The sequence below is a fragment of the Clostridium sp. cel8 genome, assembly GCF_014050525.1.
In the GTDB taxonomy this organism is placed as follows: Bacteria; Bacillota; Clostridia; order Clostridiales; family Clostridiaceae; genus Clostridium_B.
This window is the reverse complement of record NZ_JACGAG010000002.1, coordinates 113,736-139,959: the sequence shown is the minus strand read 5'-3', so window position 1 is coordinate 139,959 and position 26,224 is coordinate 113,736. Positions and strand designations below refer to the sequence as shown.

The following is a 26,224-nucleotide window of genomic DNA, read 5'->3' as shown; positions in this document are numbered from 1 at the left end:
TAATCTCCTTATTTTTCTAAATTTTTGTTTTGTTCGCGTAATTCTGATAATAGTTCATCTATATTACTATCACGCATAAAGTTTTCAATAGTAATTATTCGTTTATCTGGCCATACAGATTTAGTTCTTTCTAACAAACTATTGTGAGTTACAATTACATCAGCATCTTGTGGAACTTTTTCAATAGCATAGTTTTTAACTGTTACAGGAATATTTTCTTTTTCTACTTTTTTTCTAAATGCACTAGCTCCCATAGCACTGCTACCAAGACCGGCATCACAAGCAAATGCAACAAATTTTATAGGTTTATTGTTTTTTATAGGTTCATTATTAGCTGTTTCATTTTCTGATATGGCAGTATTTAATACTTCTTTTCCTTCATTTTTCATTTGTTTTGATTTTTCAACTGATTCCTCAAATCCTTCATCTGTTTCTTTAGAGGATTTTAATATTAAAGATGACACTAGAAAACTTACTAATGTAGCTACAAATACTCCAGAAATTACTCCAAGAAAATTTCCTTTTGGTGTTAATGCTAAGTAGGCAAATATTGATCCTGGGCTTGGCCCTGCAACTAAACCAGCATCGAAGAATCTAAATGTTGCGATACCAGAGGCACTACCAAGTATCATACTTACAATTAATATTGGCTTCATTAATACATAAGGAAAATATATTTCATGAATACCACCTAAGAAATGTATTATTATTGCGCCTGGAGCTGTTTCTTTAGATGTACCTTTACCAAATAAAGAATATGCAATTAATAATCCTAAACCTGCTCCTGGATTTGAAGCTACCATAAAGTAAATAGATTTACCAGCTTCAAGTGATGCTTGCATTCCTAGTGGATAGTAAATTCCTTGGTCAATTACATTATTTAAAAATAATACTTTTGCAGGTTCGTTAATAATTGATAAAATTGGTAGGAATCCTGTTTTTATTAAACCTTCTATAGCTATTGTTATTGCTGTATTTGCTTGAAGTATTATTGGACCTATTAGGGAATAAGAAAGAAGGCAAAGAAATAATCCGATTATACCTAATGAAAAATTGTTTACAACCATTTCAAATCCAGTAGGTATTTTATTCTCAACAAATTTATCAAATTTCTTTATTATATATGCGCTAAGAGGTCCCATAATCATTGCTCCTAAAAACATAGGAATATCCGCACCTACTATTAATCCAAATGTACCAACAGCACCGGCTACTCCACCTCTTACTCCTGATACAAGCGTACCACCTGTATATGCAAGTAATAATGGAAGTAAATAAGTTATCATAGGTGATACTAGTTTTTCAAAGTATGCATTAGGTATCCATCCTGTTGATATGAATAATGCTGTTATAAATCCCCAAGCGATAAATGCACCCATGTTTGGAATAACCATCGCGGTTAAGAATCCTCCAAAAGCTTGTACTTTTGATCTCATACTCTTTTTTTGAGCTGGATTTAAATTTTTATCATTTGTTCCTAATTGTTTATTAAATTCCATTTATAATACCTCCTAATGAGTTTTTATAGTGTACTTTCCATTATTTAAAAGTTCTAACTGCAAATCAGCATTTAGACTATGATTTAATACTCTGTCTACATTTTTACTATCACTTCTTTCGTAAAATTTTATAGCATCTTTTTCTGATAAACCTCCTTTTATTTTTCTCTGTATTAATCTTTGTTTTAGCATATTTTTATCGGCTTTTATAAATATGCTATAGTCACAATATTTTTTTAATTCTATCCAGCCATTTTCATTTAATAAAAGCCAATTGCCCTCAATTAATACAATGTCTTTATTAACAAGTATCTGGTCCTCTACTACATCGTGTAAGGTTCTGTCGTAAATTGGCCACTTAACATTGGAATTTTTTAAAGATTTTATTTTTGATTTTAACTTTTTTAAATCGAAGGTTTCTGGGCATCCTTTGACTTCTGACATATTCACCTCCTTTCCATCAATTACTATGCTGTTGCTTTTAATATAACTTTGTGGGTAATGAAAGCCATCAATTCCAATTGATTGTATATCAAAAATACCTTTACTTTTTATAGATAGAAACTCTAAAAATGAAGCTAAAGTACTTTTGCCGCATCCTGGTGGCGCTGATAAATATATTAAAAGCCTTTCATCTGTATTTTTTTTCATATTGGTAAATTGTTTTAATAATTTTATAAATATCTCTTGTACATCTTTTTCATAATAGTTTGCATTTACTTCAAAGGAATTAACTAAAAATTTGTATGATACAATTTTGTCTAACATAAGCACTCAAATACCTCTTCCTTAGATTTTGCTGAAAATAATTTTTCTACAGATTTATCTTCCATAAGTAACTCAGTTAATTCAGATATCAATTTTAAATGTTTGTCTGAGTCATTTGCAGCTAAAACAATTAATAATTTTACATCTTTATTTTCTGGAAATTTTACACTTTTTGATAACTTTAAAAGGGACATTCCTGTTTTTAATACTCCATCTTCTGGCCTTGAGTGTGGTATAGCAATGCCAGGCATAATGACTATATAGGGACCATTTTTTAATACGTTTTCTAACATTGCGTTAATGTAATTTTCATTTATAAATCCACCTTCCTTTAATGGAATAGCAGCGGTTTTAATTGCTTCTTTCCAATCTGATACTTCATTTAATATAGTTATATTATTTTTTAACAGTTCTTTTAACATTTATATTCATCTCTCCTTATTTATAAGTTTTTTACTTGTTCTGCTAGATATTGTTTTAATACTTCTTCTATATCATGTTTTATTTCTTCTTTGCTTCCATTTTTTATATTGTGTAAAAATACTTCATCTTCAAATAAAGAGTTACTTATACTTGAAATTGCAAGAGTATCCCGAGGATCATTATCCGGTATAAGCATAGCTACAACAGCAGTTGATTTTGAAAAATATGTATCTTTGAAATATTTAGACTTAGGTCGTATCAATAACAATTTAGATTCATTTACTCCTTTGGTCTTTGCGTGTAATAGTGTAAATCCAAATTCTGGTATAACTTGATTAGATAATTTTTCTCTATTTTTTAAATCTTTGTATATATGATTTTTGCTATTTTCATTTTCTCCAATTAATTCACTTACAAGATGCATGATTTCATCTAATTTAATATGTGAATTTATAGTATATAATTCAAAATTTTTGATAATTGAACTTATTTCTTTGCTTATTAAATTTATTCTCTCTATCTGAGTTAGTGTATCAATCTTTTTGGCATTTTTATTTGGCTTAGCACATTTTAATATTTTTTCAATTTCTTTTGAAATTAATAAAACATCTTTTTCAGTAAGCATTGGATTTACTTTAATATAATTATATTTATCAGTATTTAAATCAAATGTAGATATTAGTATTTCAATATCTTGTATTTTATCAGATGATAAATCACTAAATGAAAGAGTTCTTACTTTTACTTTATCATTAAAAATATTAGATATTCTTGAAGACAACAAGGTAGAAATTCCTATTCCACTAGAACATATAACGCCTATATTTACTTTCCTTTTAAACTTATAATTATTTTTTAACCTTACTTCAGCTCCTCCAAAATGTATTGCAAGTAGGCCTAATTCTTGTTCTGGAATTTTAAGGTTAAATTTCTTCTCAATTATCTTTGCAACCCTTTGAATTTTCTCATATACTTTAGGATATAAGGTTTTTATTTCATCTTGAAATGGATTTTGAATTTCAATTCCATGCTTTAACCTAAAAATTGTAGGTCTTATATGTGCTATTAAACCGCGTATAAGATCTGTATCCTGTTTAAGTTGATAGGCTATAACACTATCATAGTTTTGAATCATTTCATATATCATAGATCTAATATTAGATTCTGTATCTAAAATGTCCTCACTTTCATTTATATGCTGCAATTTAGCAGATTTTATATACATATAGAGATATATTATATCTGTAGTATTACACTTTATTGAAAATTGTCTACTAAGTAGAGAAATTAATTCTAGTGCAAGCTCATAATCTTTAATATTTTTTTCTTCTAATTTTAAGTACTTAATTTCTCTATTTTTTTTGCCAACCAATGTTCGATTTATCATTATAGATAAATATATTATAATTTCTAAGTAAGAACTTTCAGCTAGTTCATCTAACCTATCATTTTTTAGTTGCTTTATTGAAGTAATTACTTTATTTATAATATCAGGTTGTATTAAATTGGAAAGCTTTTTAAGTGGATCTTCTGAATTTTTATATACATAATTCATACAAGCTTTTCTATAGTCTTCTTCTCTGTAATCTAAATAAATTCCAAATCCAGATTTTCGAATAAGAGCTATATTGTTTTTTGAAAACCATTTCTCTATATTGTCCAAATCATTACTAATTGTACCATTACTAACCTTTAAAATACTTGAATAATAATATATCTTTTGAGGTTCTTCTTGTTTTAGTAGTTCTAGAATAAGTCTGTCTCGTCTTTCTTCTATATTTTGTGGATCAACATATTCTAAGTCTTTTAATTGGTCTAGTAATTTATATTTATTAAACTCACTACCTGTAATGCTAACACCTTTTTTAGACTTTGTATCCAATTTAAGATCATAGTCAGTTAAACGCTTACTTAGACTACTCAATTCTCTAAACATGGTTCTTTTACTTATTTGCAAATTTTCAGCAAGAATTCCGGCTGGGATAGGTTTTGCAGACCTAAGCAAGAGGAATAAAGTTTGGATTGATCTTGCTGAGAAATTCATAATATCACCTACCTTTATTTTAATTATAAAATGTTTTCTAGTAGTTTCTCAACTAAAACAAAATTAGTATTGTCATTATTTTATATTGACAAATTTATATTTCTGTTGAAATGCTTATTCCTAAAGATATATTTTATAAATATAAAGACTTATAATAGTTTTGTACAAAAATTAAAACACTAATTATAAAACTTATGATATACTCTATTGGAGCGTAAAAAAGTAAGTATATGCTTGATTATGCATTTGGAGGTACGAGAATTGATAGACAATATATTGGCAACAGAAAAAATATCAAGATTATTAGTTAAATTTTTAATTCCTTCAATAATTTCCATGGTAATATCAGGTACACAAACTATAATAGATGGAATATTTTTAGGAAATTTTGTAGGAGAAAATGCACTAGCTAGTGTAAATATGGTGCAGCCATTTATGCAAGTTATAATAGGGTCTAGTATGATAATAAGTGTAGGTTCTTTAAGCTTTATAGGAAGAAGTTTGGGACAAGATAAAAAAGAAGAAGCACAAAATATATTTAGAACAGCAGTTATCTGTACTGTAATAGTAACCACATGCATACTATTAGCTGGAAGATTATTTAATAGAGAAATTGCAGTTTTGTTAGGTTCAAATGAAGTGCTATTAGAGAGTGTATCAATATATGTGAAAACTATAGCTGTATTTGCTCCATTAATGTCTTTAATGTTTTTATTTGGATTTATAGATAGGGTATTGGGAAATCCAGAATTATATTTAAGAGGTATGATTTTAAGCGTTATTGTAAATATAACTTTAAATTTTGTATTTATAAAAGAATTGGGGCTTGGAATAAGAGGAGCTGCATATGCTACTGGAATTGCATATATAGCGTCTTTTTTAGTAGTAATGTGTCCCATGTTAAATAAAATGAATGTAGTAAATATATTTAATGGTAAATTTGATAAGTCAGTAATAGCTCCGATTATATATAATGGGTCATCTGAAGCAATTATTGCAATTGCAATAGGCACAACTGCATATTTATTTAATATGACATTTATGAATATAGCTGGAGAAATTGGAGTTGCAGCATTTACAACTATAAATTACATATCCGAATTTGGAACGATTATAATGTTTGGAATATCAGATGGAATAGGGCCTATACTTAGTTATAATTATGGGTATAAAAAGTATGATAGGGTAAATGATACATTAAAATTGGCATCAAAAATAAATTTGATTATTGGAATAATACTATTTTTAACCTTATTTTTATTTGGAAAACAATTAGTATCATTATTTGCAAATGGAAATGAAAATGTGTTAAATTTAGCAGTAAAGGGATCAAAGCTATATGCATTTGGATTTTTAATTTGTGGATTCAATATAATTAATTCTGGTTACTTTACAGCAATGGGAAATGCTAAGGCATCTGTTATAATATCAGCAAGTAGAGGAATAGTGTTTATATTTTTAGGTATAAATGTACTCCCTATGATTATTGGAATGAACGGAGTATGGCTAACAGTTCCATTTGCAGAACTTATAACCTTTATTATAGGAAGGTATTTAGTTAAAAGAACTAATAGTTTGATTTTAAAAACAGTTTAAAATAATGGCTATTACATTATAATAAGAATTAATATATAATTATTAGGTAGCTATATTTATTTTAGTATTTTAAAAGTAGATAATCTTATATGATTATAATATATTTAGATATTTTTATAAGTAAAGGAGTTGGGGAAAATTGAGTATTAAAAATATTGCAGTATTAGGCACTGGAACTATGGGACATGGTATAGCACTTCTTTCGTCAAACGCAGGATTTAATGTAAATATGTATGGAAGATCTGATGAAAGTCTTAAGAGAGGATTTAATAGAATAAAGTCAAGTTTAAATTTATTGAAGGAAAATGGAAAGCTTACAGAGGAAAAATGTGAAGATATATTAAGCAGAATAAAAGGTGTAAAAACTATTGAAGATGCAGCTGAAAATGTTGATATTGTAATAGAAAGCCTTGCAGAAGATTTGAATCTTAAACAAAAAATATTTAAACAACTTGATAGTATATGTGAAAAACAGGTAATTCTTGCATCAAATACATCAGGACTTAGTCCAACGGATATATCAAAATATACAAAACATCCGGATAGGGTAGTTGTTACGCATTTTTGGAATCCACCTCAGTTAATTCCACTTGTAGAAGTAGTTCCAGGTAAAAAAACTTCTAAAGATACTATGGATATAGCTATGAAGTGGGTTGAATCAATAGGAAAAAAAGGAGTGCGTATGGAAAAGGAGTGCCCTGGATTTATAGGAAACCGCCTTCAGCTTGCACTCCTTAGAGAAGCTATGTATATAGTTGAGAAGGGATGGGCAAAGCCTGAGGAAGTTGACAAGGCAATTGAATATGGACATGGAAGAAGACTTCCAGTTACAGGACCTCTTTGTAGTGCTGACCTTGGAGGACTTGATATATTTGATAATGTAGCATCATATCTTTTTAAAGATCTTTGTGATTATAAAGAAACTCCAAAAATCATCCATGAAAAAGTTGAATCAGGTCAGCTTGGAAGTAAAAGTGGTAGAGGATTTTATAACTGGACACCTGAACTTTTAAATAAAAAGCAAAAAGAGCGTACAGAAGTTCTTTTAAAGTTTCTTGAAATGGACTCTAGAGAACAATAAGCTAATTTATTTATTTTAGATTCTATAAATTCTTTATAAATTCTTTAAAGTGAGGTAGCTTTAATACTTTTTTCAATTCATTGTCATTTAAAACGTATTTTAAGAACTGAGGATATAATTTTAAAGCTGTAATTATATCCTCACATGCTTTATCATTTTCATCTATAATAGCATAAAAACAGCCTCTATTATAATATAGGAAGTCTACTTTACTGCAATTTTCAATTCCATCTGATAGTATTTCTATACCTTTTTTTGTATGATTGTATTTATAAATTATAGCTAAATTCAAATAGCTATATTCATAGCTATTATTTTTTTTAATTGATCTTTTGTAGAAATGAATTGCTTTTTTTGTCATATTAAGTTTATAACAAATTACTCCCATGTTAAAAAGTGCTAAATAGTCATTTGGATCCATTTTTAAGGCTTTCGAAAACATTTTGTATGCACAATAATTTTCATTCTCTTCCTCATAGATACATCCCAAATTTAAAGCAGCCAAAAAATTCATAGGATTTAAATTTAATAGGTGCTCATATGTCTTTATTGCAAGTTTCTTTTTATTACATGTGTCATAGACATTTGCAAGGAAAAAGTAAGCTTTGTAATAGTTTGGATTTATATAAATTGCTTTTTTATATAGCTTTATAGCTTTTTCATAGTTTCCTTTATTGTTATATATTGTAGCTAGTCCGTAGTAGGCTCTTTCCTCGTATTCATCTATTTTTAAAGCTTCTTTGTAAAAGTTAATAGCTTTTTCTGATTTTCCGAGAGAGTCGTATATTAAGGCCAAATTAATTATTGCATCTATATCTTTCCCATTTGAAAGTTCATAAACTTTATTGTATAAGTCCAAAGCTTTTAATAATTTGTTTTCTTCAAAAGCTATTTCTGCTTTTTCTAAATAGTTGTTGATTTTTAAGTTATTTTTCATAGACATACTTTTTGACATACTCTTTTCTTATAAATTTTTATTCTTAATTTATTATCTACACTTTTATAATGTAAATCAAGAATAGCATATTTTTAAGCATCTTACAAATTGTATAGATAAATAACAGAAATCACGTTTTAGTAATTTAGAGCATATTATAATTTGATAATACTATGAGGGAGAAAATATATGTATAATATTTACAGGAAAGGCCAAAATCCTTATGAAGGTGGTTATCAGATGTATGATCCAACTAACGTGTATAATGTCTATCCATATCCTTGCTTTATTAATATGCCAATGTATTATGGAGAATTTTTGAGGCAACTTAATAGTATGTATAATCCTTTTTTCAATGATGGGACTGAGTGCGATACTAGATTTGACTTAACTAGATCAGAAAATAGCAATAAGCCAATGCCACTTAAAGATTATGGGCCAGAACCTTTTGTAATTAATATTGACAAAGCCACTAAGGAAAATAAGAATTACCGTACAACTATATGGACTGGAAAACACTTGCAAGTTACGCTTATGAGCATTGATGTAGGCGGTGATATAGGCCTAGAAATCCATCCACATGTAGATCAGTTTATACGTATAGAAGAAGGACAGGGAATTACTAGAATGGGAAAGAGCAAATGTAACTTTGATTTTGAAAAGAAAATATATGAGGATTCAGCAATAATGATACCAGCTGGTACATGGCATAATATTATAAATACAGGTAATAAACCACTTAAATTATATAGTATATATGCACCACCTGAACATCCAAGAGGAACAGTACATGTGACTAAAGCGGATTCAGAGGCAGAAGAAAAAAAGAAAAAATAAATATAGATAATTTTTTATATTTTGGTTAAAGAATAAAAATCACCTCTCTAAATATAATAATTAGAGGGGTGATTTGTGTGTTATGTAATATATTAAAGGTAAATGGAGAGAAATATGTTGGCAAATTAATATTAAGTATTGTACTAGCAGAGTTAGTTGGAGTTATAAGTAGTTTTTTTGGAATGTCTAATGAAAGTATGTATATTAAAATAAACAGGCCATTTTTTTCTCCGCCAGGATGGATATTTCCAATAGTGTGGACTATATTGTTTTTGCTTATGGGTATAGCTGCATATAGAGTCTGGGTTAAAGGAAGTCAAGGAGAAGATGTAAAAAAATCACTTGTTTTATATGCAATTCAATTAGCATTAAATTTTATTTGGCCAATTATATTTTTTAGGCTTAAATTGTATGGATTAGCTTTTTTTGAATTGTTAATTTTACTCGTGTTTATTGTTATGACAACTTTTGAGTTTAAAAAAGTAGATCAGATTGCAGGTTATTTGATGATACCATATATTGCTTGGGTGGTGTTTGCAGGAATATTAAACTATGCAATATGGATACTTAATATGTAATTTAATTTTCAATTATTGGCAATATTAATTTACACAATCTTTTAAGTATTTTCTAAATATTGAAAGTAATAAATTATATAAATGAATTTATGAAATAAAAAATTATATTTAATAAAAAAATATTGAAAAAATATAAAGGAAATGTGTTATAATCTTATTGATAAATTTAAGTTTATAAAACTCGTATATATTCGGTAATATGGTCCGAAAGTTTCTACCTGCTAACCTTAAATATGCAGACTACGAGGTAATGTTTGAATTTGTACATGTTTTCAACATATACCTCATTTTTATGAGGTATATTTTTTTATGAAATAATTATTATATAATTTTAAAAGGAGTATATTATGGAAAATAACACAGAGGAAAAAGTATCTCAGATAGGATTGAATTATGGAGTCAATGATAAGCCCAATTTAGCACTTAGAATTTTGCTAGGGTTTCAACACATTTTTGCTGCATTTGGTGGAATTATAGTAGTACCTATAATTATAGCATCAGCTTTAAATTTTGATTCTTCCACAACTACCGCACTAATAAGTGCAGCTATTTTAGTTGCTGGAATAGCTACATTTATACAATCACGAGGAATAGGATCAATTGGAGCAAGAGTAGCCTGCATCATGGGAACAGATATAACATTTGTTGCTCCTGCTATAGTAGTTGGAAAAGAATTTGGGCTTCCTGGTATATTTGGAGCAACTATGTTAGGAGCAATTCTTGTAATTATACTAAGCTTTTTTATAAAATACATAATGAAATTATTCCCTGAAATTGTTACAGGAATAGTAGTATGCTTAATAGGACTTACATTATTGCCTGTATCTATAGACTGGGCGGCAGGAGGTTCAGGAGCTCAAGATTATGGAAGTTTGAGAAACCTTGGAATTGCTCTTACTGTAACTTTAGTTACATTGCTTTTAAATCACTATGGAAAGGGGATACTTAGTAGTGCATCAATTTTAATAGGAATGGCTGTAGGTTATATAATATGCATTTCATTTGGCATGGTTGATTTTTCTATAATTTCAAGTGCAGATGTTATTACATTCCCAAAAGTTTTAAATAGGGGAGTTACATTTAATTTAAATGTTTTATTGCCATTTATTCCTGCATATCTTGTTTCTGTAATAGGTACAGTGGGAAATTTAAAAGCGATAAATGAAATATCAGGTATTGAAAATGATGATGTTAGAATTTCACATGGAGTACTTTCTGACGGAGTTGGAAGCTTTATTGCCGGTGTGTTTGGAGCTATGCCAAATACATCTTTTGGACAAAATGTAGGACTTATTCCTCTTACTAAAGTTGCAAGTAGATTTGTTACAATGATGGCTGGTATAATGCTTATTATATTAGGATTTTTCCCTAAATTTGCTGCAATTATAAATGCTATGCCACAAGTTGTACTTGGAGGTGTTGGGATTGTAATGTTTGGTACAGTTGCTGCAGCTGGAATTCAAACTTTGAGTAAAGTTAAATTAACTAATAGAAATATTTTAATAATAGCAACTTCTATAGGATTAGGACTTGGAGTTACATTTAGACCTGAAATATTGTCGAATCTTCCACAAAGTCTAAAAATGATTTTTTCATCAGGAATTTCTACAGGAACTATTGTAGCACTTATTTTAAATATTATTTTAAAAGAAGAATCAGTTGAAGTTGAAGAGGATATGATTTAAAATAATAAAATATGATGTTTCACATATTATAGTCAATGATATTTTGTAGAAAGAAAGAAGGAATATAGATGAAAAATCCAATAGTTACAATTGAAATGGAAAATAAAGAGGTAATAAAAATAGAATTGTATCCTGAAATCGCACCTAATACAGTTAATAATTTTATATCATTAGTAAAAAGTGGATTTTATAATGGTACAATTTTTCACAGAGTTATACCTGGATTTATGATTCAAGGTGGAGATCCACAAGGTACAGGAGTTGGAGGACCAGGTTATTCAATTAAAGGTGAATTTTCATCTAATAATTTTAAAAACGATCTAAAACATGAAAGAGGAGTAATTTCTATGGCAAGAACTATGGATCCAAACTCAGCAGGATCTCAATTTTTTATAATGACTGATGCAGCTCCTCATCTTGATGGACAATATGCAGCTTTTGGAAAAGTTATAGAGGGAATTGAAGTAGTAGATGAAATAGTATCACAAAAAACAGATTATAATGATAAGCCTTATGAAGATCAGAAAATGGAAACTGTCACTGTGGAAACTTTTGGAAAAGAATATGATGAACCTATAAAAGCATAAATTTATTATATGAAATAGCAGTATAGTAATGTTTAAATATACTGCTATTTTTAATTACATGTAATGTTGATTATTTAGAAGGGTGAGAATTACAAAATGGAAAATTTAATATACAGTTTAAATGCCACAATGCCAGTATTTTTTGTTATGGTAGTAGGATATGTGTTAAAACATATAGGAATGTTAAATAATAACTTTATAGAAGTATCCAATAAATTTAACTTTAAAGTCACTTTACCAATATTGTTATGCGTTGATATAGGTTCAACTAATATAGTTAAGAATTTTGATGGAAAGTACATATTATTTTGTGCAGTAGTTACATCAATTTGCTTCTGGTCAATTTGGTTTTTTACTAGAAAATTTATGAAAGATCCATTTATGAGAGGAGCTTTTGTACAAGCATCTTTTAGAGGAAGTGCAGCTATACTTGGAATTGCATTTATTCAAAATATATATGGTAGTACAGGTATGGCGCCTATGATGATTATAGGTGCTGTTCCTTTTTATAATATATATTCTGTTATTGTGCTTACATTTGAAGGAAAAAACGGTATAGGAGGAAAAAGTAGTATAAAACATGCTTGCGTAAATATTATAAAAAATCCCATTATAATTGGTATAATACTTGGAATGATAGTATCTCTATTAAATATTCATTTTCCAAAAATGATAGATAAGACACTTAAAAATTTTGCAGTTATTGCATCTCCTTTAGCACTTGTAACTATTGGAGCCGGTTTTGAGGGAAGAAAGGCTCTTGCAAAAATAAAACCAACTTTAGTTGCGTCTTTCATTAAATTAATTTTACAAGCTGCTATATTTTTGCCTTTGGCAGTATATTTTGGATTTAAAGATCAAAAATTAGTTGCATTAATTATTATGCTTGGCTCACCTACCACTGTAAGCTCATATATAATGGCAAAAAGTATGAATAATGATGGTGTTTTAAGTTCAAGTATAGTTGTAGCAACTACAGTGCTATCAGCATTTACATTAACATTTTGGATTTTTCTGTTAAAAAATATTGGACTTATTATATAAATTGAATAAGATAGAAATTGAATAAGATAGAATTTGTTGAAAATATTCTGGATTAACAAAAATAAATAGGATATAATTATATTAAATAAAGCTTTATGGGAACAGGAAGAATTTAAACAAGTTTGTTTAAATAAGATTGTAATGATTTACTTTGAAAATATAAATAGGAAAATATATTTTTAGAATAGCTCATTTTTAATACAAGATATCTAAACCTTTACATAAATAAATTGTAATGTAATAATGACAAGATGATTTATATTTTAATTTAGGGAGGAATAAAAATGAAAAAGATAATTAATAATTCTGATGATGTATTGGAAGAAATGCTTATAGGAATTGTAGATGCCTATCCTGAATATTTGAAAAAACTTGATGGAGTAAATGTACTTGCAAGAAAAGATTTGAGTAAGGAAAAAGTTGCACTTGTAAGTGGTGGAGGAAGTGGGCATGAACCTGCTCATGGAGGATATGTAGGTTGTGGAATGTTAGATGCAGCAGTCGCAGGTGAGGTTTTTACATCTCCTACACCTGACCAGGTATATGAAGCTATAAAAGCTGTTGACAGAGGTAAAGGAGTTCTGCTTGTAGTAAAAAATTATAGCGGCGACGTTATGAATTTTGATATGGCTAAAGATATGGCTGAAATGGAAGGCATAAAAGTTGAGTCTGTAATAGTAAATGATGATGTGGCAGTTGAAGATAGTACTTTTACTACAGGAAGAAGAGGTATTGCAGGTACTGTTTTTGTTCATAAAATTGCCGGAGCTGCAGCAGAGAGAGGATTTGAATTAGATGAGGTAAAAAGAGTAGCAGAGAAGGTAGTTGAAAACGTTAGAAGTATGGGAATGGCTCTTAGTCCTTGTATTGTACCAGCAGCAGGAAAACCAAATTTTACACTTGCCGAAGATGAAATTGAAATTGGAATTGGAATACACGGTGAACCTGGAACACATAGGGAAAAAATAAAAACTGCAGATGAAATAGTAAATGATCTTTTAGATAAAATACTTAACGACATAGAAATTAAATCTGGAGATGAAGTTGCAGTTATGGTAAATGGACTTGGCGCTACTCCACTTATGGAATTGTATATTGCAAATAAGAGAGTAAATGAAATATTGAAAGACGCAGGAATTAAAATATACAGGACATTTGTAGGAGAGTACATGACATCACTTGAAATGGCAGGATTTTCAATAAGTATTTTAAAATTAGATGAAGAGATGAAAGGGCTGTTAGATGATAAAGCAGATACTCCTGCATTAAAAGTTATAAAATAAGACATTTAAAGAATTTTAAGGAGAGGTTATTATGATATCTACTGAAAAGGTTACTGAAATAATATATAATATTGCAGATGCAATTGAAAAAAATAAAGAATACTTAACAGAACTGGATGCAAGTATAGGAGACGGAGATCATGGAATTAACATGAGTAAAGGATTTACATATGTTAAAGAAGCACTTCAAAAGGGAGAAAGCAAGAATATAGGAGAAATTTTCAAAAAAACAGGTATGGCACTTGTATCTCATGTTGGAGGCGCATCTGGACCTCTCTATGGTACTGCATTTATGAAATCTGCAATGACTGTAAATGGAAAAGAAAGTATAGATGCTAATGATTTTGTAAATATTTTAAAAGCATCTATAGATGGTGTAGTAATGAGAGGTAAGGCTAAACAAGGTGAGAAGACAATGTTAGATGCACTTATACCAGCTTATGAAGCTTCAAAAAAATCTTTGGGAAATGGAGAAGAATATAAAGAAGTATTGAAAAATGCTGCAGAAGCTGCCGAAGAAGGTGCAAAGAAAACTGAAGAAATTATTGCAACAAAAGGTAGAGCAAGTTATCTTGGAGAAAGGAGCATAGGACACAGAGATCCAGGAGCTGCTTCAACTTCAATTATACTAAAAGCAGTTTATGATTCCATAAAGTAGGGAAGTAATAGGAGGTATATATTTTTATGGTAGGAATAGTTCTAGTATCACATAGTGAAAAAGTAGCAGAAGGAGTAAAAGAACTTTCACTTCAAATGGCAGGAGATGCAAAAATAGCTGCAGCAGGTGGAACGGAAGATGGTAGACTTGGTAGTGATGTAAACAAAATTTCAGCTGCAATAAAGGATGTTTATTCTGAAGATGGGGTTATAGTATTATTTGATCTTGGAAGTGCCTATATGAATGCAGAAATGGCTGTGGAGCTTATGGAAAGTGGAGGCGATAAGGTTCAAATAGTTGACTGTGCATTTGTAGAAGGAGCTATAACTGCAGCAGTTGAAAGTAGTTTGGAGAAAAATATAGAAGACATAAAAATGTCTATAGAAAAATTAAAACTTGATAAAATGCCATAAATTGAAGCACCCAGTATTGGGTGCTTCAATATGAATTATTTACAATTAATTAATATCAATCCTATAATACAAACAGGAATTCCTATTAAATTTTTCATTGATATAGTTTCTTTAAAAAATAATAATCCAATAGGCACTAATAATAATGTGACTGAAACATTTGAAACTATAGCACCAAAACTTATATCCCATCCTGATCTGTATACAAGTAAAAAACCTAATTCTAACAAAATCAGAGATAATCCTAAAGCACAACTTGTCCAGTTTAAACCTTTGAAAGCATCAATAATAGTGGTATTTTTATTGTAAAAAATAAAAATTACTATTGAGCCTATTAATGCTGCACTATATGTTAGAATTAAGGAGGAAATTGGATTTGCATTTTCAGGTATACTTTTTTGAAAAACATGATAAAAAATATTAGCGATAATGGTAAGTAACATTGATATATAGTACAAAATAATCACTCCATCATTGGTTTATAATATTTCAATATGTCCATAATAATATATTTAATCTAAAAAATCAATAAAAATAGGTTATCAGTATTTAGACTGTATTGGATACTTTATTTTTTTATATTGAGTTTAATTACATTTTAACCTATCATAATATTATTGAGTTTAAAAAAATAAGTGTTAATTACATAATAAAAAGTAAACTAGTATGGAGGAAAAACATGTCAGAAGAATCAATAAAATTGAGAAAAGAAAGTGAAGCAAGGAGAAGCTATCGTAAATTTTTAAAATGTAGCATTGATAAATCAACTATTGAAGATTGGATAATGACAGCTTCTACTGCACCAAGTGGAGCAAATAAGCAACCATGGTATTTTTGTGTCGTAACTGATGATAAGATAAAGAGAATTATTCGTGAACAAGCTGAGAAAATTGAGGAGTCTTTTTATAAAGAAAAAATTAGTGATGAGTGGCGAGAGGATTTAAAGCCTTTAAAGACTAATTGGAGTAAGCCTTTTTTAACAGAGGCATCTTGCTTGATTGTAATATTTAAAGAAAATTATAAAGTAAATAGTGAAGGAAAAAAAGAAAAGAATTATTATGTTAATGAAAGTGTTGGCATTGCCATTGGTCTTCTAATTAATGCTATTCGAAATTCAGGATATGAGAGTTTAACATATACACCAGCACCAATGATGTTTCTAAAAAAAATATTTAATAGACCAGAAGGTGAATCTCCAGTAATGATTTTAGTGGTTGGTAAGGGAGATCCTAGTTATGAACTTCCATGTATAAGGAAAAAAACTATTCAAGAAGTTGCTAAGTTTTATAATTGATCATGTAAAACATAATTTTCTTATCTATTTATAATTGTTTAATTTGTGTCATATTTATTATGACACTATTTTAGCATGTTTTTGTTGAATTGTAAGTTAATTCCGTTATATAATTTAGGTAACACAGTTGTAATTTTTATAGTGTGTTTATGTAAGTAAAAAGTAATTGCATTAAGAAAAAATAGTGATTCTATGTTGATTGAAATCGATTTATAACAGTGGCATATAAATTTTTGGATATAATCCATAAGTTTATAAATAAAAATATAGGGGGAATTTTCTATATGTTAAGGAGGAAAAAATCGTTTATAGCAATGCTTATAATGTCTACTATAGTGTCTGTATCACTTATTGTAGGCAGTGCTACTGTTTATGCTGGAGCTATTACAAGTGGAGAGGCTTATGGATCACCTGGAATTTCATCAACTTGGGCAAAAGGATCAAAGGATTTTCTGGGTACTGCTAACAGTGATAAATCAGATGTATGGTTTACAGGAGCAGATGGAATTATAACTGATGTATTTTATCCAAGTACAGATAAAAATAATGTTACAGATATGCAATTTTTAGTAGGTGACAAGAATCATACTTGGGTAGCTGAAGAGAAAAAGCAAAAAAATAAAACTATAACTTTAGTTGATAAACATTCACTTGCTTGGAAAGTTGTAACAACAGGAGATAATGGCAAATGGAAACTTACAAAAATTATTTTTACAGATCCTAATAGGAATTCACTTGTTCAACGTGTAACTTTTACTGTATTAGATGGAAATATTGATGATTACAATTTGTACGTTTTATATAATCCTGCTGTAGGAAATGCAGGCGATAATAATAGTGGATATACTTCAACATATAATGGTAGGAGTATGCTTGTATCAACAGGTAATGGATGTGCAAGTGCTGTTTCATGTTCTATACCATATGTTTCCGGAATGGTATCTACTGGATATGTTGGCAAAACAGATGGATGGACAGATCTTTTGGGAGAATCAAATCCTGATCACATAATGAACTGGACTTATGATTCGGCTTCAAATGGCAATATTGCACAAATGGGTATGATTGATTTGAGTAGTGCGGCAAAGTCAAATAGTATAAGTTTTCATGAAGTATTGGGATTTGGTAAAAATGCAAATGAAGCAGAGTCAACTACAAATGCAACACTTACAGATAATATAGATAATATGCAAAATAGTTATATAAGTGAATGGAATAATTATTGCAATTCACTAGACAACCAAGATGGTAAAGCTGATGAACAGTATTATGTTTCAGCTATGACTCTTAAAACTTCACAAGATAAAACAAGTGGAGCTATTGTAGCAGGACTTGGGACACCTTGGGGTAATTCAAATGGAGATAGTAATCCTAATGGGTATCATGTTACATGGCCTCGTGATCTCTATAAATTTACTAGTGCCATGATTACAGCTGGAGATACTGATTCTGCCAATAAAGCATTAGATTTTCTACTTAATAAAGCTCAACAACCAGATGGACATTTTCCACAAAATTGTTGGACAAATGGGAAACCTTATTGGCCAGGAATTCAGATGGATGAAACTGCAGATCCTATTTTACTTGCATGGAAACTTGGGAGAACTGATATTAACACATATGAAAATCATATAAAACCAGCAGCTGATTATATAGTATCTAATGGACCTAAAACAGGTCAGGAGAGATGGGAAGAAAATGGAGGATATTCTCCAGCAACAATTGCAAGTGAAATTGCAGGATTAGTTGCTGCAGGAACTATTGCAAATAAAAATAATGATAACTTAAATGCACAAAGATATTTTGCTACAGCGGATGACTGGCAACAGATGGTAGAAGAGTGGACTTTTACGTCAACTGGCTCACTTGGAAATGGTCATTACTATGAGAGAATTGATGATGATGAAAATCCTAATGATGGTCATAATATTACAATTGGAAATGGTGGTGGAACCTATGATGAAAGGTCAATTGTTGATCCAAGTTTTCTTGAGTTAGTACGTCTTGGAGTTAAATCAGCAGATGATCCTTATATAGAAGATTCACTTCCAGAAATTGATTCTACTATTAAAGAGAACATAAAAGGAAAAGGTGATTTATGGTATAGATATAATCATGATGGTTATGGAGAACATGAGGATGGAAGTAACTATGATGGAACAGGTAAAGGAAGATTGTGGCCTATATTTACAGCTGAAAGAGGAGAATATGCAGTAGAAAAAGGTGAAAGTGCTGCTTCTTATTTAAATACTCTTAGAAGTGTTTCATCTTCATCATACATGATACCTGAACAAGTTTGGGATAACAGTGCACCTAGTGGTTGTACTCCAGGAACTGCCACTGGATCAATGAGTCCACTTAATTGGGCAATGGGAGACTATATGACCTTGATTGCTTCTTCTAACAAAGGTTCAATAGCTGATATGCCTTCAATTGTTTATAATCGTTATGTGAAAAATGCTTATAAGCCTGACAGTAGTAAGGAAGTAGATTATGATAAAAGTAAACTTAAAAAAGGCCATGCTATAACATTATATTATAAAGGATATTTAGCTCCTAATAGTTCACAATTAAAAGTACATTATGGTTTTAACGGATGGACAAATATAAACGATGTAAACATGGAAAAACGTTCAGATGGTTTTTGGGAGGCTTCCATAATGCTTCCTTCTAATGCTTCACAGTTTGACTTTGTATTTACTAATGGGTCAAATTGGGATAATAACAATCAAAATGATTGGCATCTTGTAGTGAATAACTAAATCAAAGATAAAATATTTCAATTTAAATGGGTAAAAGTTAAGTATTTTTAAAATATACAGCTTTTATCCATTTATTTAGTTTTAAAATTATATTTATAGGAAATTTAACTATATAATTCAAGTTGACAATAATATAACTCTAGTGTACTATATATATAGTACACTAGAATTATATGGATGTAATGATATGATAAAAGTAAAAAATGTTTCTAAGATCTATACAATGGGAAAAGAAAAAGTTGTTGCACTTGATAATGTAAGTTTAAATATAGATGATGGCGAATTTTTAGCTATAGTTGGGCCTTCAGGATCTGGTAAATCAACTCTTATGCATCTCGTAGGAGGACTTGATACACCTACATCCGGAAGTATTTATATAGATAAAAAGGATATAAGCAAGTTTAAAGATAAAGAAATGTCCAAATATAGAAATGAAACTATAGGATTTGTGTTTCAATCTTTTAATCTTGAAAATACACAGACTGCACTAGAGAATGTTATGATGCCGTTGATATTTGGAGAGGTTTCTAGAAAAGAAAGGAAGATGAAAGCAATTAAAGCACTTGAAATGGTTGGACTTGGTGACAAGATACAACATAAACCAAATGAAATGTCTGGTGGGCAGAGACAGAGAGTTAGTGTTGCAAGAGCACTTGTAAATAATCCTAAGATAATTTTTGCAGATGAACCAACTGGAAATCTAGATTCAAAAAATGGAGATATGATAATGAAGCTTCTTATTGACCTTAACAAGAAAGGATATACTATAATTATGGTTACACATAATATGGAAGAAGCCAAGAAAGCTAAAAGAATGATAAAAATAAAAGATGGTAGAGTAATGGAGGTATAAATATGAAGTTTAAAGATGGATTTAGATTAGCTTCACAAGGCCTAAAGAGGAGAAAAGGGAGAACCTTACTTACATCTCTTGCAGTTGCAGTAGGTACAATGCTTGTAGTGACAATGGTAAGTATTGGAACATCAGGCGAAAATCTTGTATTAAAGGAAATTGACAATGCCAAGTTAAGTACAGTGAATGTATACAACTACAAGTATTTTGATATATATAGTGAAGATTCAATAGATATAGATGTAAATGATATGTTTAAAAAAATTGATGATAGTACAGTAAAAGAGCTAAACAGTATAAAGGGTGTGGATACTTTGACAGCAATTTCTAGTCAAAGTGTTAATAGTATTGAAATAAATGGGAAGAAAAATAACAATAGAACTGTTATAAATGCTTCAAATGATAATAGAAATATTTATAGTAGAGAGGAAGGAAACCCTATAGCTTTTGGTAGAGATTTAAAAAAATCCGATGAAAGCTCAGTAGTTTTGGGAGAGAAGTATCTTGATTCTATGGGGATAAAAGATTACAAAAGTGTAATTGGAAAAAATATTATAATAACTGAAAATAAGACTGAAAATGAAAATATAAAATTGGAGCCTATTAAAATAGATGCAAAAGTAGTTGGAGTGCTTAATAGAAAATTTGAAAATGATAATAGTATATATGCATCTATTGATGTTGTATCTAAAGTGAAAAGTTATTATTATCTTCAAAACGATTATATAAATAATCATGGATATGATTCTGTAACTATATATGCAAAAGATATAGATGATGTAAAAAGTATAACTGATAAAATAAAGAAAATGGGATATAGCTATATGAGCTATCAAGATATGGTTGCTAAAATAAAGAGTTCATTTAAAATATTGGAGGTTATACTTTCAGTTCTCGGAATTATAGTTCTTTTAGTTGCAAGTGTAGGAATTGTAAATACAATGGTTATGATAATATACGAGAGGACAAAATCTATAGGAATAATGAAAGCTGTAGGAGCAAACAGGTCTGATATACACAGCATATTTATTATCCAATCGGCTTTAATAGGTCTTATTGGTGGAATAATGGGAATTGCATTTAGCGCATTAAATTTAAAGATAGTACAATTTGGTCTTAAAATGTATCTTGAAAGTAAAAAGATAAATGAAACTATGAGCTTTGACATGCCAATATCACTTGCTTTTGCTACATTGGCTTTTTCAATTGGAATATCAATAATTGCAGGAATATACCCTTCTAGACGAGCTTCTAAAATGGATCCAATAAAGGCTCTAAATTCATAGGAAAGGATGATTTAAATGAAGATTTCAGATTGTGTGAAAATGTCTTTTTCAGATCTTAAAAAGAGGAAACTCCGTACTGCACTTACTGCACTTGGTATATCAGTAGGAGCAATGCTTATAATAATTATGGCAGGTCTTGGGCAGGGAATTCAACAGATAAGTTCTGATAAACTAAAAGAAATTGATACTATGAAAGTAATTACAGTAAATCCACAGACAAATACTAAAAAACCAGAGTTTAAAAAAATAGATGAGAATGTATTGGCTAAGCTGAGTAAAATTAAAGGTGTTTCTACAGTTACTGCATCTGTGAACACTATTATATCTCAAGTTAAAATAGGTGATAAAACTGCACAGAAAGTAAGTGTACGAGGAAATAACTTAAACTATCCTATATTTACAAGTGCAGAGCAAAATGATGTAAAATCAGATAAAGAAAAAGTTGAAAAGTATGGGTATAACACAATTATACAGGGACGTACTTTGAATAAAGATGAAAATTCTTCAGTACTTGTAGGGCAGATGATGTTGGATAAAATGGGAATAAAAGACTATAAGAGTGTTGTTGGAAAAAATATGGAGATAAAGGTTTCACTTCCAAACGTATATGGAATTGAGCAAAAGCAGTCTTTTGTAAGAAATGTAAAGATAGTTGGAGTAGTCAATAAGGTATATGAAAATGGAAGAAATACAATTGTTACATCAGATAAAATTGCTGCAGATATACAAAAATACTATATGAATGAAAATAACTATCTAAATAATAAGGGATATGACATGGTTCAAGTGGAGGCTAATTCAATTTCTGACGTTAAAAAAGTTGATGATGCAATTAAGAAGATGGGATATTCTGATGTTTCTTCCATAGAATATGCAGAGAAAATAGATGATCTTCTTTCTATACTTCAAGCATTACTCATAGCATCAGGAGTAATAGTTCTTTTAGTTGCATCTATAGGTGTTATAAATACAATGACAATGGCAGTGTATGAAAAGAAGAAATCTATAGGAATAATGAAGGCACAAGGAGCATCTAGAAAAGATATAAGAAGGATGTTTACAGTACAATCTGGAAGTATTGGACTTATAGGTGGAATATTTGGAGCTGTAATTGCACTAATACTTGGAGTTGTTATAAATAATGTAGTTGTAATGTATAATATAGGTGGAATAGAAAGTGGAATGAAAATAGTGGATTTTAAAGTTTCAGTCATACTGCTTACAATGTTGTTTACTATTCTTGTATCAATGATAGCAGCTTTAATACCAGCTAGAAAAGCGGCGAAACTTGATCCAGTTGATTCACTTAGATGTGAATAGAATCATATTTGGAATTTGGAGAGATTTATGTGAAAAATAAATCTCTCCAAATTATTATAATTTTGTTATAGTATTTCTTTTTTTGTTCCAGTTCTATTATAGAAAAATCCATTACAATTGTTACTAATTGCATTAATGGCATTTTCTCCAGTGCAATGTGATAGTCCTAGCATGTCTATATTAAGTTTGTTTAAGCATTTAATAGATTTTTCTATTCTTGATTCATCTGCTTCAATAAGATGCGTTCCTCCTATTACAGCATAAATTTTTTCCCCTGTCAGTTTTCTAATAGTACTAATTATGTTCAAAAATCCTGGATGGCTACATCCCAGAAGTACAACTAGTCCTTTAGAAGTTTTAACTCCAAGAGCTATTTCATCTTTAAATTCATCTACTATATATTCATTGCCTATTTTAATTTTCATGTTCTTGTTAACTTTTTCAAAATCATAGGTCTTATTAAAGTTTGAAAATACAAAAACTTCATCACTTATTTTAAACATATTAGTTTTAACATAATGGATATCAATTCCCTTGCTTTTTATATAATCTTCATCAAAATCAATACCTATGTACTTGTAACCACAGCCATCTGAGAAATCAGATTTTAGTGTTCCATTTGAATAATGATATTTGTTGCTATTTTCAAAGAAGTGTTCACTTACAATAAACTTAGGTTTTATATTATAATTCTCAAGTAATCTCTTTACACCTCCACAGTGGTCATAATGTGCATGGCTTAAAACTAAAATATCAATGCTTTTCAAATCGATATTCAATTTTTTTGCATTGTTAATAAAATCGCCTGATTTACCTGTGTCAAATAAAATGTTGCAATCTTTAGTTTCAAGAAACATAGATAAGCCGTGTTCAAATTTTAAATGTTTTTGAGTATCCTGCATATTTTCAATTAAAGTAGTTATTTTCATATAACTATCATTCCTTTCTATGTGCTCAGGGCACAAAATTAATTTTAATTACATTTTTGAAACGTACTCATTTAACATTGAGGCTGTTGAGTTAAGTTCTTGAATAGTTGCAGTAATTTCCTCAACTTCAGCAGTTTGAGTGTCAAATATTTTATTTGAAGCACTGAATCTATTACTTATTTCTTCAACTGAATTTTGTATATTGCTTAACATTTTGTTTATTTCTTTTACAGAATCACTACTAGATTGAGATAACTTTCTTATTTCATTTGCAACAACTCCAAATCCTCTTCCTTGTTCACCAGCCCTAGCTGATTCTATAGCAGCATTAAGTCCAAGTAAATTTGTTTGACTAGCTACATTCTCAATAAATTTTAATACTTCATCGGTCTTCTTAGAATTTTCATTAGTTTTTTCAACGAATTGCTGTATATCAGAATTTGTTTTATATAGTTCTTGAAAATTTGAAGATATGCTTGTTAAGCTTTTACTTATTTGTTCAATTGAATTTGATAGAGTTACTGATATTTTAGATATTTGTTTCTTCTTTTTTATACTCATTCCAATTACAATTGTTCCTGCTATTTCATTGTTTTCAAATATAGGAATTCCAATTGTTTTTAATGGTACTCCGAAAACTTCTTTAGGTACTTCTATAGAAATTGGTTCCTTTTTTCTTAGACATACATCTGCTGCACAGCCATTTGGAATTTTATCGCCAGTTTTAGCAGACATCTTTAAATTTTCAGTATCTTTTACTAATAAAAATTTTTCAGTATTTGAAATGGTGAAAATTAGTTCTTCACCAAAATAATATTTAAAATATGGTATCATATTATAAAATGATTGTATTGTTTCGTTATCATTTATATTATTAATCATTGTATACACTCCTTTAGCGTATTAAATTAATTGGCTTTTAAAGTTTAGATTTAATGTAATATGTATTATTTTGCTTATAATGGATACATTTTTATTATCGATCATAAATATTAAAACTTAAAGCCATATAATATATGCTATTTTTTTATGCAAGCGATTATAAATGATATAATTGGAAATATAATTATAAATGGAATACCAAATATAGGATATATATTACTAGCTATGTAGTACTCATATACTTCTGAATCAAATAAGGTTATGGAAAGAACAATAGTAATTATTCCAAATGGAATAATTAATGGCTTATAGGAATTTAATTTTAAGAACTGAGTAATTGCAAGTAAGGCTGTTAAATAATAAATACATATTTTTACAAATATATCGAATAGAATTATTAAAGCTATTAAAACTTCTGTTCTTACAATAATATCCCCAACATTTATCAATTTTGCAACTTGATATATTTGAAAAACGTGAATTGGTGTTATATTTCCAAGTACAAGTACATTTCTAATAATTACAATTAAACAGTATAGAGCACCTATACTCAGTCCTAAAAATGAATATTTTTTTATAGAACTTTTAGGATTTGTATATGGGAAAAGCATTATAAATAATATTATCTCACCAAAGGGAATGGTAACTACAATATTTAAGCCTTGGATGAAGTCTCTTAAATTTAATTCAAATATAGGAAGTAAATTTGATATATATAAATCTTTTATAGTAAATATTGAAAAAAATACAAAAGAGATTAAAGTTATTAAGGCTATGATTGTACTCAGTCTTGCTATTGTTTGCAGACCTTTTTTTACAGCATACATTGTAACAATAACAATGATTGAGATAAATATAATTATATCTATTTTTGGAAATAGATATGTAGCAAAGAAGTCTGCTATAAATCTCAAGTCTGCTAGAATGGGAAACCAGAAAAAAAAGATGTATAATAGTGATAGTGCTTTTCCTAAATATTTACCATAAACAATATCGTGTATTTCTATTAAATCTTTTCCAGGAAATTTATTACTTAATGATGTATAAATAGAAAGAAGAAATAATGTTATAATAAATCCTACAATTGTAACTATCCAGGCATTCTGTTTTGTAATTTCTATTATAAAAATATCTGTAAATGTAGTTGCTTGAATTAAACTTATAATTAAAAAAGTCAATTGTGAAGGAGATATGTTGCTTTTTTCTATTTTCATAATATTAATACCTCTATACATAAAAATTAAATTTACCCATAATTTAGGTGTAGCAAATCCTTTATTACATATTCCACAAAGTGAAGTGCATTTGGAAGTGGAATTTTTAAAATAAAGAATAAACTAAATACAAATGCTATAAGTAAAAATGCAAAGAATGTTGTTAATTCACGCCAGTATTTATTTTCTATCATATTTGGAACTTCAATAAATATTATTATTATAAAAGTAATTATTAGTAAAAATATCAT

The 26,224-nt window shown here is 29.0% G+C and carries 25 protein-coding genes and 1 riboswitch; of the genes, 15 read left to right on the top strand and 10 right to left on the bottom strand.

What is annotated here, in order from left to right; all coding sequences use genetic code 11:
- Positions 1-8: 8 nt before the first annotated feature.
- The 4 genes from H2684_RS02810 to H2684_RS02795 are packed head-to-tail and all read right to left on the bottom strand — an operon-like array spanning position 9 to position 4,734.
- Positions 9-1,499 carry a PTS mannitol transporter subunit IICB gene (locus H2684_RS02810; RefSeq protein ID WP_182087842.1) on the bottom strand — a complete coding sequence of 497 codons (1,491 nt, stop codon included), beginning with the start codon at positions 1,497-1,499 and terminating at the stop codon, positions 9-11.
- A gap of 12 nt (positions 1,500-1,511) precedes the next feature.
- Positions 1,512-2,267 (bottom strand): nucleoside/nucleotide kinase family protein, encoded by a 756-nt coding sequence (locus tag H2684_RS02805; protein ID WP_182087841.1) that lies wholly within the window; start codon positions 2,265-2,267, stop codon positions 1,512-1,514.
- Positions 2,261-2,689 (bottom strand): PTS sugar transporter subunit IIA, encoded by a 429-nt coding sequence (locus H2684_RS02800; protein WP_182087840.1) that lies wholly within the window; start codon positions 2,687-2,689, stop codon positions 2,261-2,263. Before H2684_RS02800 ends, H2684_RS02805 begins: the two co-directional genes overlap by 7 nt.
- Positions 2,690-2,709: 20 nt before the next feature.
- Positions 2,710-4,734 (bottom strand): BglG family transcription antiterminator, encoded by a 2,025-nt coding sequence (locus tag H2684_RS02795; protein WP_182087839.1) that lies wholly within the window; start codon positions 4,732-4,734, stop codon positions 2,710-2,712.
- A gap of 261 nt (positions 4,735-4,995) precedes the next feature.
- On the opposite strand from H2684_RS02795, the gene H2684_RS02790 reads away from it, so the two are divergent.
- Both H2684_RS02790 and H2684_RS02785 read left to right on the top strand, forming a co-directional pair.
- Positions 4,996-6,330: an MATE family efflux transporter gene (locus H2684_RS02790; RefSeq protein WP_182087838.1), complete on the top strand. Its 1,335-nt coding sequence runs from the start codon at positions 4,996-4,998 to the stop codon at positions 6,328-6,330.
- A 139-nt stretch (positions 6,331-6,469) separates the two neighbouring features.
- Entirely contained in the window at positions 6,470-7,411 is a 942-nt protein-coding gene (locus H2684_RS02785) for a 3-hydroxyacyl-CoA dehydrogenase family protein (protein WP_182087837.1), read from the top strand.
- Between the two features lie 22 nt (positions 7,412-7,433).
- Here H2684_RS02785 and H2684_RS02780 read toward each other — a convergent pair whose 3' ends face one another.
- Complete coding sequence (locus H2684_RS02780; protein WP_182088047.1) at positions 7,434-8,348, bottom strand: tetratricopeptide repeat protein; 915 nt, start codon at positions 8,346-8,348, stop codon at positions 7,434-7,436.
- A 240-nt stretch (positions 8,349-8,588) separates the two neighbouring features.
- Between H2684_RS02780 and H2684_RS02775 the strand changes: the two genes are divergently transcribed.
- From H2684_RS02775 to dhaM, 8 genes are all read left to right on the top strand, one after another.
- Positions 8,589-9,185 carry a cupin domain-containing protein gene (locus H2684_RS02775; RefSeq protein WP_243159268.1) on the top strand — a complete coding sequence of 199 codons (597 nt, stop codon included), beginning with the start codon at positions 8,589-8,591 and terminating at the stop codon, positions 9,183-9,185.
- A 77-nt stretch (positions 9,186-9,262) separates the two neighbouring features.
- Entirely contained in the window at positions 9,263-9,763 is a 501-nt protein-coding gene (locus tag H2684_RS02770; RefSeq protein WP_182087835.1) for a TspO/MBR family protein, read from the top strand.
- 161 nt (positions 9,764-9,924) lie between these two features.
- A riboswitch (purine riboswitch) is annotated at positions 9,925-10,026 on the top strand.
- An 84-nt stretch (positions 10,027-10,110) separates the two neighbouring features.
- Positions 10,111-11,448: a nucleobase:cation symporter-2 family protein gene (locus H2684_RS02765; RefSeq protein WP_182087834.1), complete on the top strand. Its 1,338-nt coding sequence runs from the start codon at positions 10,111-10,113 to the stop codon at positions 11,446-11,448.
- A 68-nt stretch (positions 11,449-11,516) separates the two neighbouring features.
- On the top strand, positions 11,517-12,035 hold the full coding sequence (locus tag H2684_RS02760; protein ID WP_182087833.1) for a peptidylprolyl isomerase: 519 nt from the start codon (positions 11,517-11,519) through the stop codon (positions 12,033-12,035).
- 96 nt (positions 12,036-12,131) lie between these two features.
- Complete coding sequence (locus H2684_RS02755; protein WP_182087832.1) at positions 12,132-13,079, top strand: AEC family transporter; 948 nt, start codon at positions 12,132-12,134, stop codon at positions 13,077-13,079.
- Between the two features lie 284 nt (positions 13,080-13,363).
- Positions 13,364-14,362, top strand: a complete 999-nt coding sequence (gene dhaK, locus H2684_RS02750; protein ID WP_182087831.1) for a dihydroxyacetone kinase subunit DhaK — start codon at positions 13,364-13,366, stop codon at positions 14,360-14,362.
- Between the two features lie 31 nt (positions 14,363-14,393).
- Positions 14,394-15,020: a dihydroxyacetone kinase subunit DhaL gene (gene dhaL, locus H2684_RS02745; RefSeq protein ID WP_182087830.1), complete on the top strand. Its 627-nt coding sequence runs from the start codon at positions 14,394-14,396 to the stop codon at positions 15,018-15,020.
- Positions 15,021-15,046: 26 nt separating this feature from the next.
- Positions 15,047-15,433 (top strand): dihydroxyacetone kinase phosphoryl donor subunit DhaM, encoded by a 387-nt coding sequence (gene dhaM / locus H2684_RS02740; protein WP_182087829.1) that lies wholly within the window; start codon positions 15,047-15,049, stop codon positions 15,431-15,433.
- Positions 15,434-15,468: 35 nt separating this feature from the next.
- Here the strand turns inward: dhaM and H2684_RS02735 are convergent, their stop codons facing one another.
- Positions 15,469-15,876, bottom strand: coding sequence for a hypothetical protein (locus tag H2684_RS02735; protein ID WP_243159264.1), 408 nt, complete (start codon positions 15,874-15,876; stop codon positions 15,469-15,471).
- Positions 15,877-16,112: 236 nt separating this feature from the next.
- On the opposite strand from H2684_RS02735, the gene H2684_RS02730 reads away from it, so the two are divergent.
- The 5 genes from H2684_RS02730 (at position 16,113) to H2684_RS02710 (ending at position 22,948) form a co-directional block, all read left to right on the top strand.
- Positions 16,113-16,727: a nitroreductase family protein gene (locus tag H2684_RS02730; RefSeq protein WP_182087827.1), complete on the top strand. Its 615-nt coding sequence runs from the start codon at positions 16,113-16,115 to the stop codon at positions 16,725-16,727.
- Positions 16,728-17,011: 284 nt separating this feature from the next.
- A complete protein-coding gene (locus H2684_RS12310; RefSeq protein ID WP_182087826.1) occupies positions 17,012-19,489 on the top strand; it encodes a glucan 1,4-alpha-glucosidase in 2,478 nt (825 codons plus the stop codon).
- Positions 19,490-19,676: 187 nt separating this feature from the next.
- Positions 19,677-20,342, top strand: coding sequence for an ABC transporter ATP-binding protein (locus H2684_RS02720; RefSeq protein WP_182087825.1), 666 nt, complete (start codon positions 19,677-19,679; stop codon positions 20,340-20,342).
- 2 nt (positions 20,343-20,344) lie between these two features.
- Positions 20,345-21,628: an ABC transporter permease gene (locus H2684_RS02715; protein ID WP_182087824.1), complete on the top strand. Its 1,284-nt coding sequence runs from the start codon at positions 20,345-20,347 to the stop codon at positions 21,626-21,628.
- Positions 21,629-21,643: 15 nt separating this feature from the next.
- Positions 21,644-22,948: an FtsX-like permease family protein gene (locus H2684_RS02710; protein ID WP_182087823.1), complete on the top strand. Its 1,305-nt coding sequence runs from the start codon at positions 21,644-21,646 to the stop codon at positions 22,946-22,948.
- 65 nt (positions 22,949-23,013) lie between these two features.
- Here H2684_RS02710 and H2684_RS02705 read toward each other — a convergent pair whose 3' ends face one another.
- From H2684_RS02705 to H2684_RS02690, 4 genes are all read right to left on the bottom strand, one after another.
- Positions 23,014-23,877, bottom strand: coding sequence for an MBL fold metallo-hydrolase (locus tag H2684_RS02705; RefSeq protein ID WP_182087822.1), 864 nt, complete (start codon positions 23,875-23,877; stop codon positions 23,014-23,016).
- A gap of 48 nt (positions 23,878-23,925) precedes the next feature.
- Entirely contained in the window at positions 23,926-24,759 is an 834-nt protein-coding gene (locus tag H2684_RS02700; protein WP_182087821.1) for a methyl-accepting chemotaxis protein, read from the bottom strand.
- Between the two features lie 137 nt (positions 24,760-24,896).
- On the bottom strand, positions 24,897-25,973 hold the full coding sequence (locus H2684_RS02695) for an endospore germination permease (RefSeq protein WP_182087820.1): 1,077 nt from the start codon (positions 25,971-25,973) through the stop codon (positions 24,897-24,899).
- 32 nt (positions 25,974-26,005) lie between these two features.
- Positions 26,006-26,224 carry a hypothetical protein gene (locus tag H2684_RS02690; protein WP_182087819.1) on the bottom strand — a complete coding sequence of 73 codons (219 nt, stop codon included), beginning with the start codon at positions 26,222-26,224 and terminating at the stop codon, positions 26,006-26,008.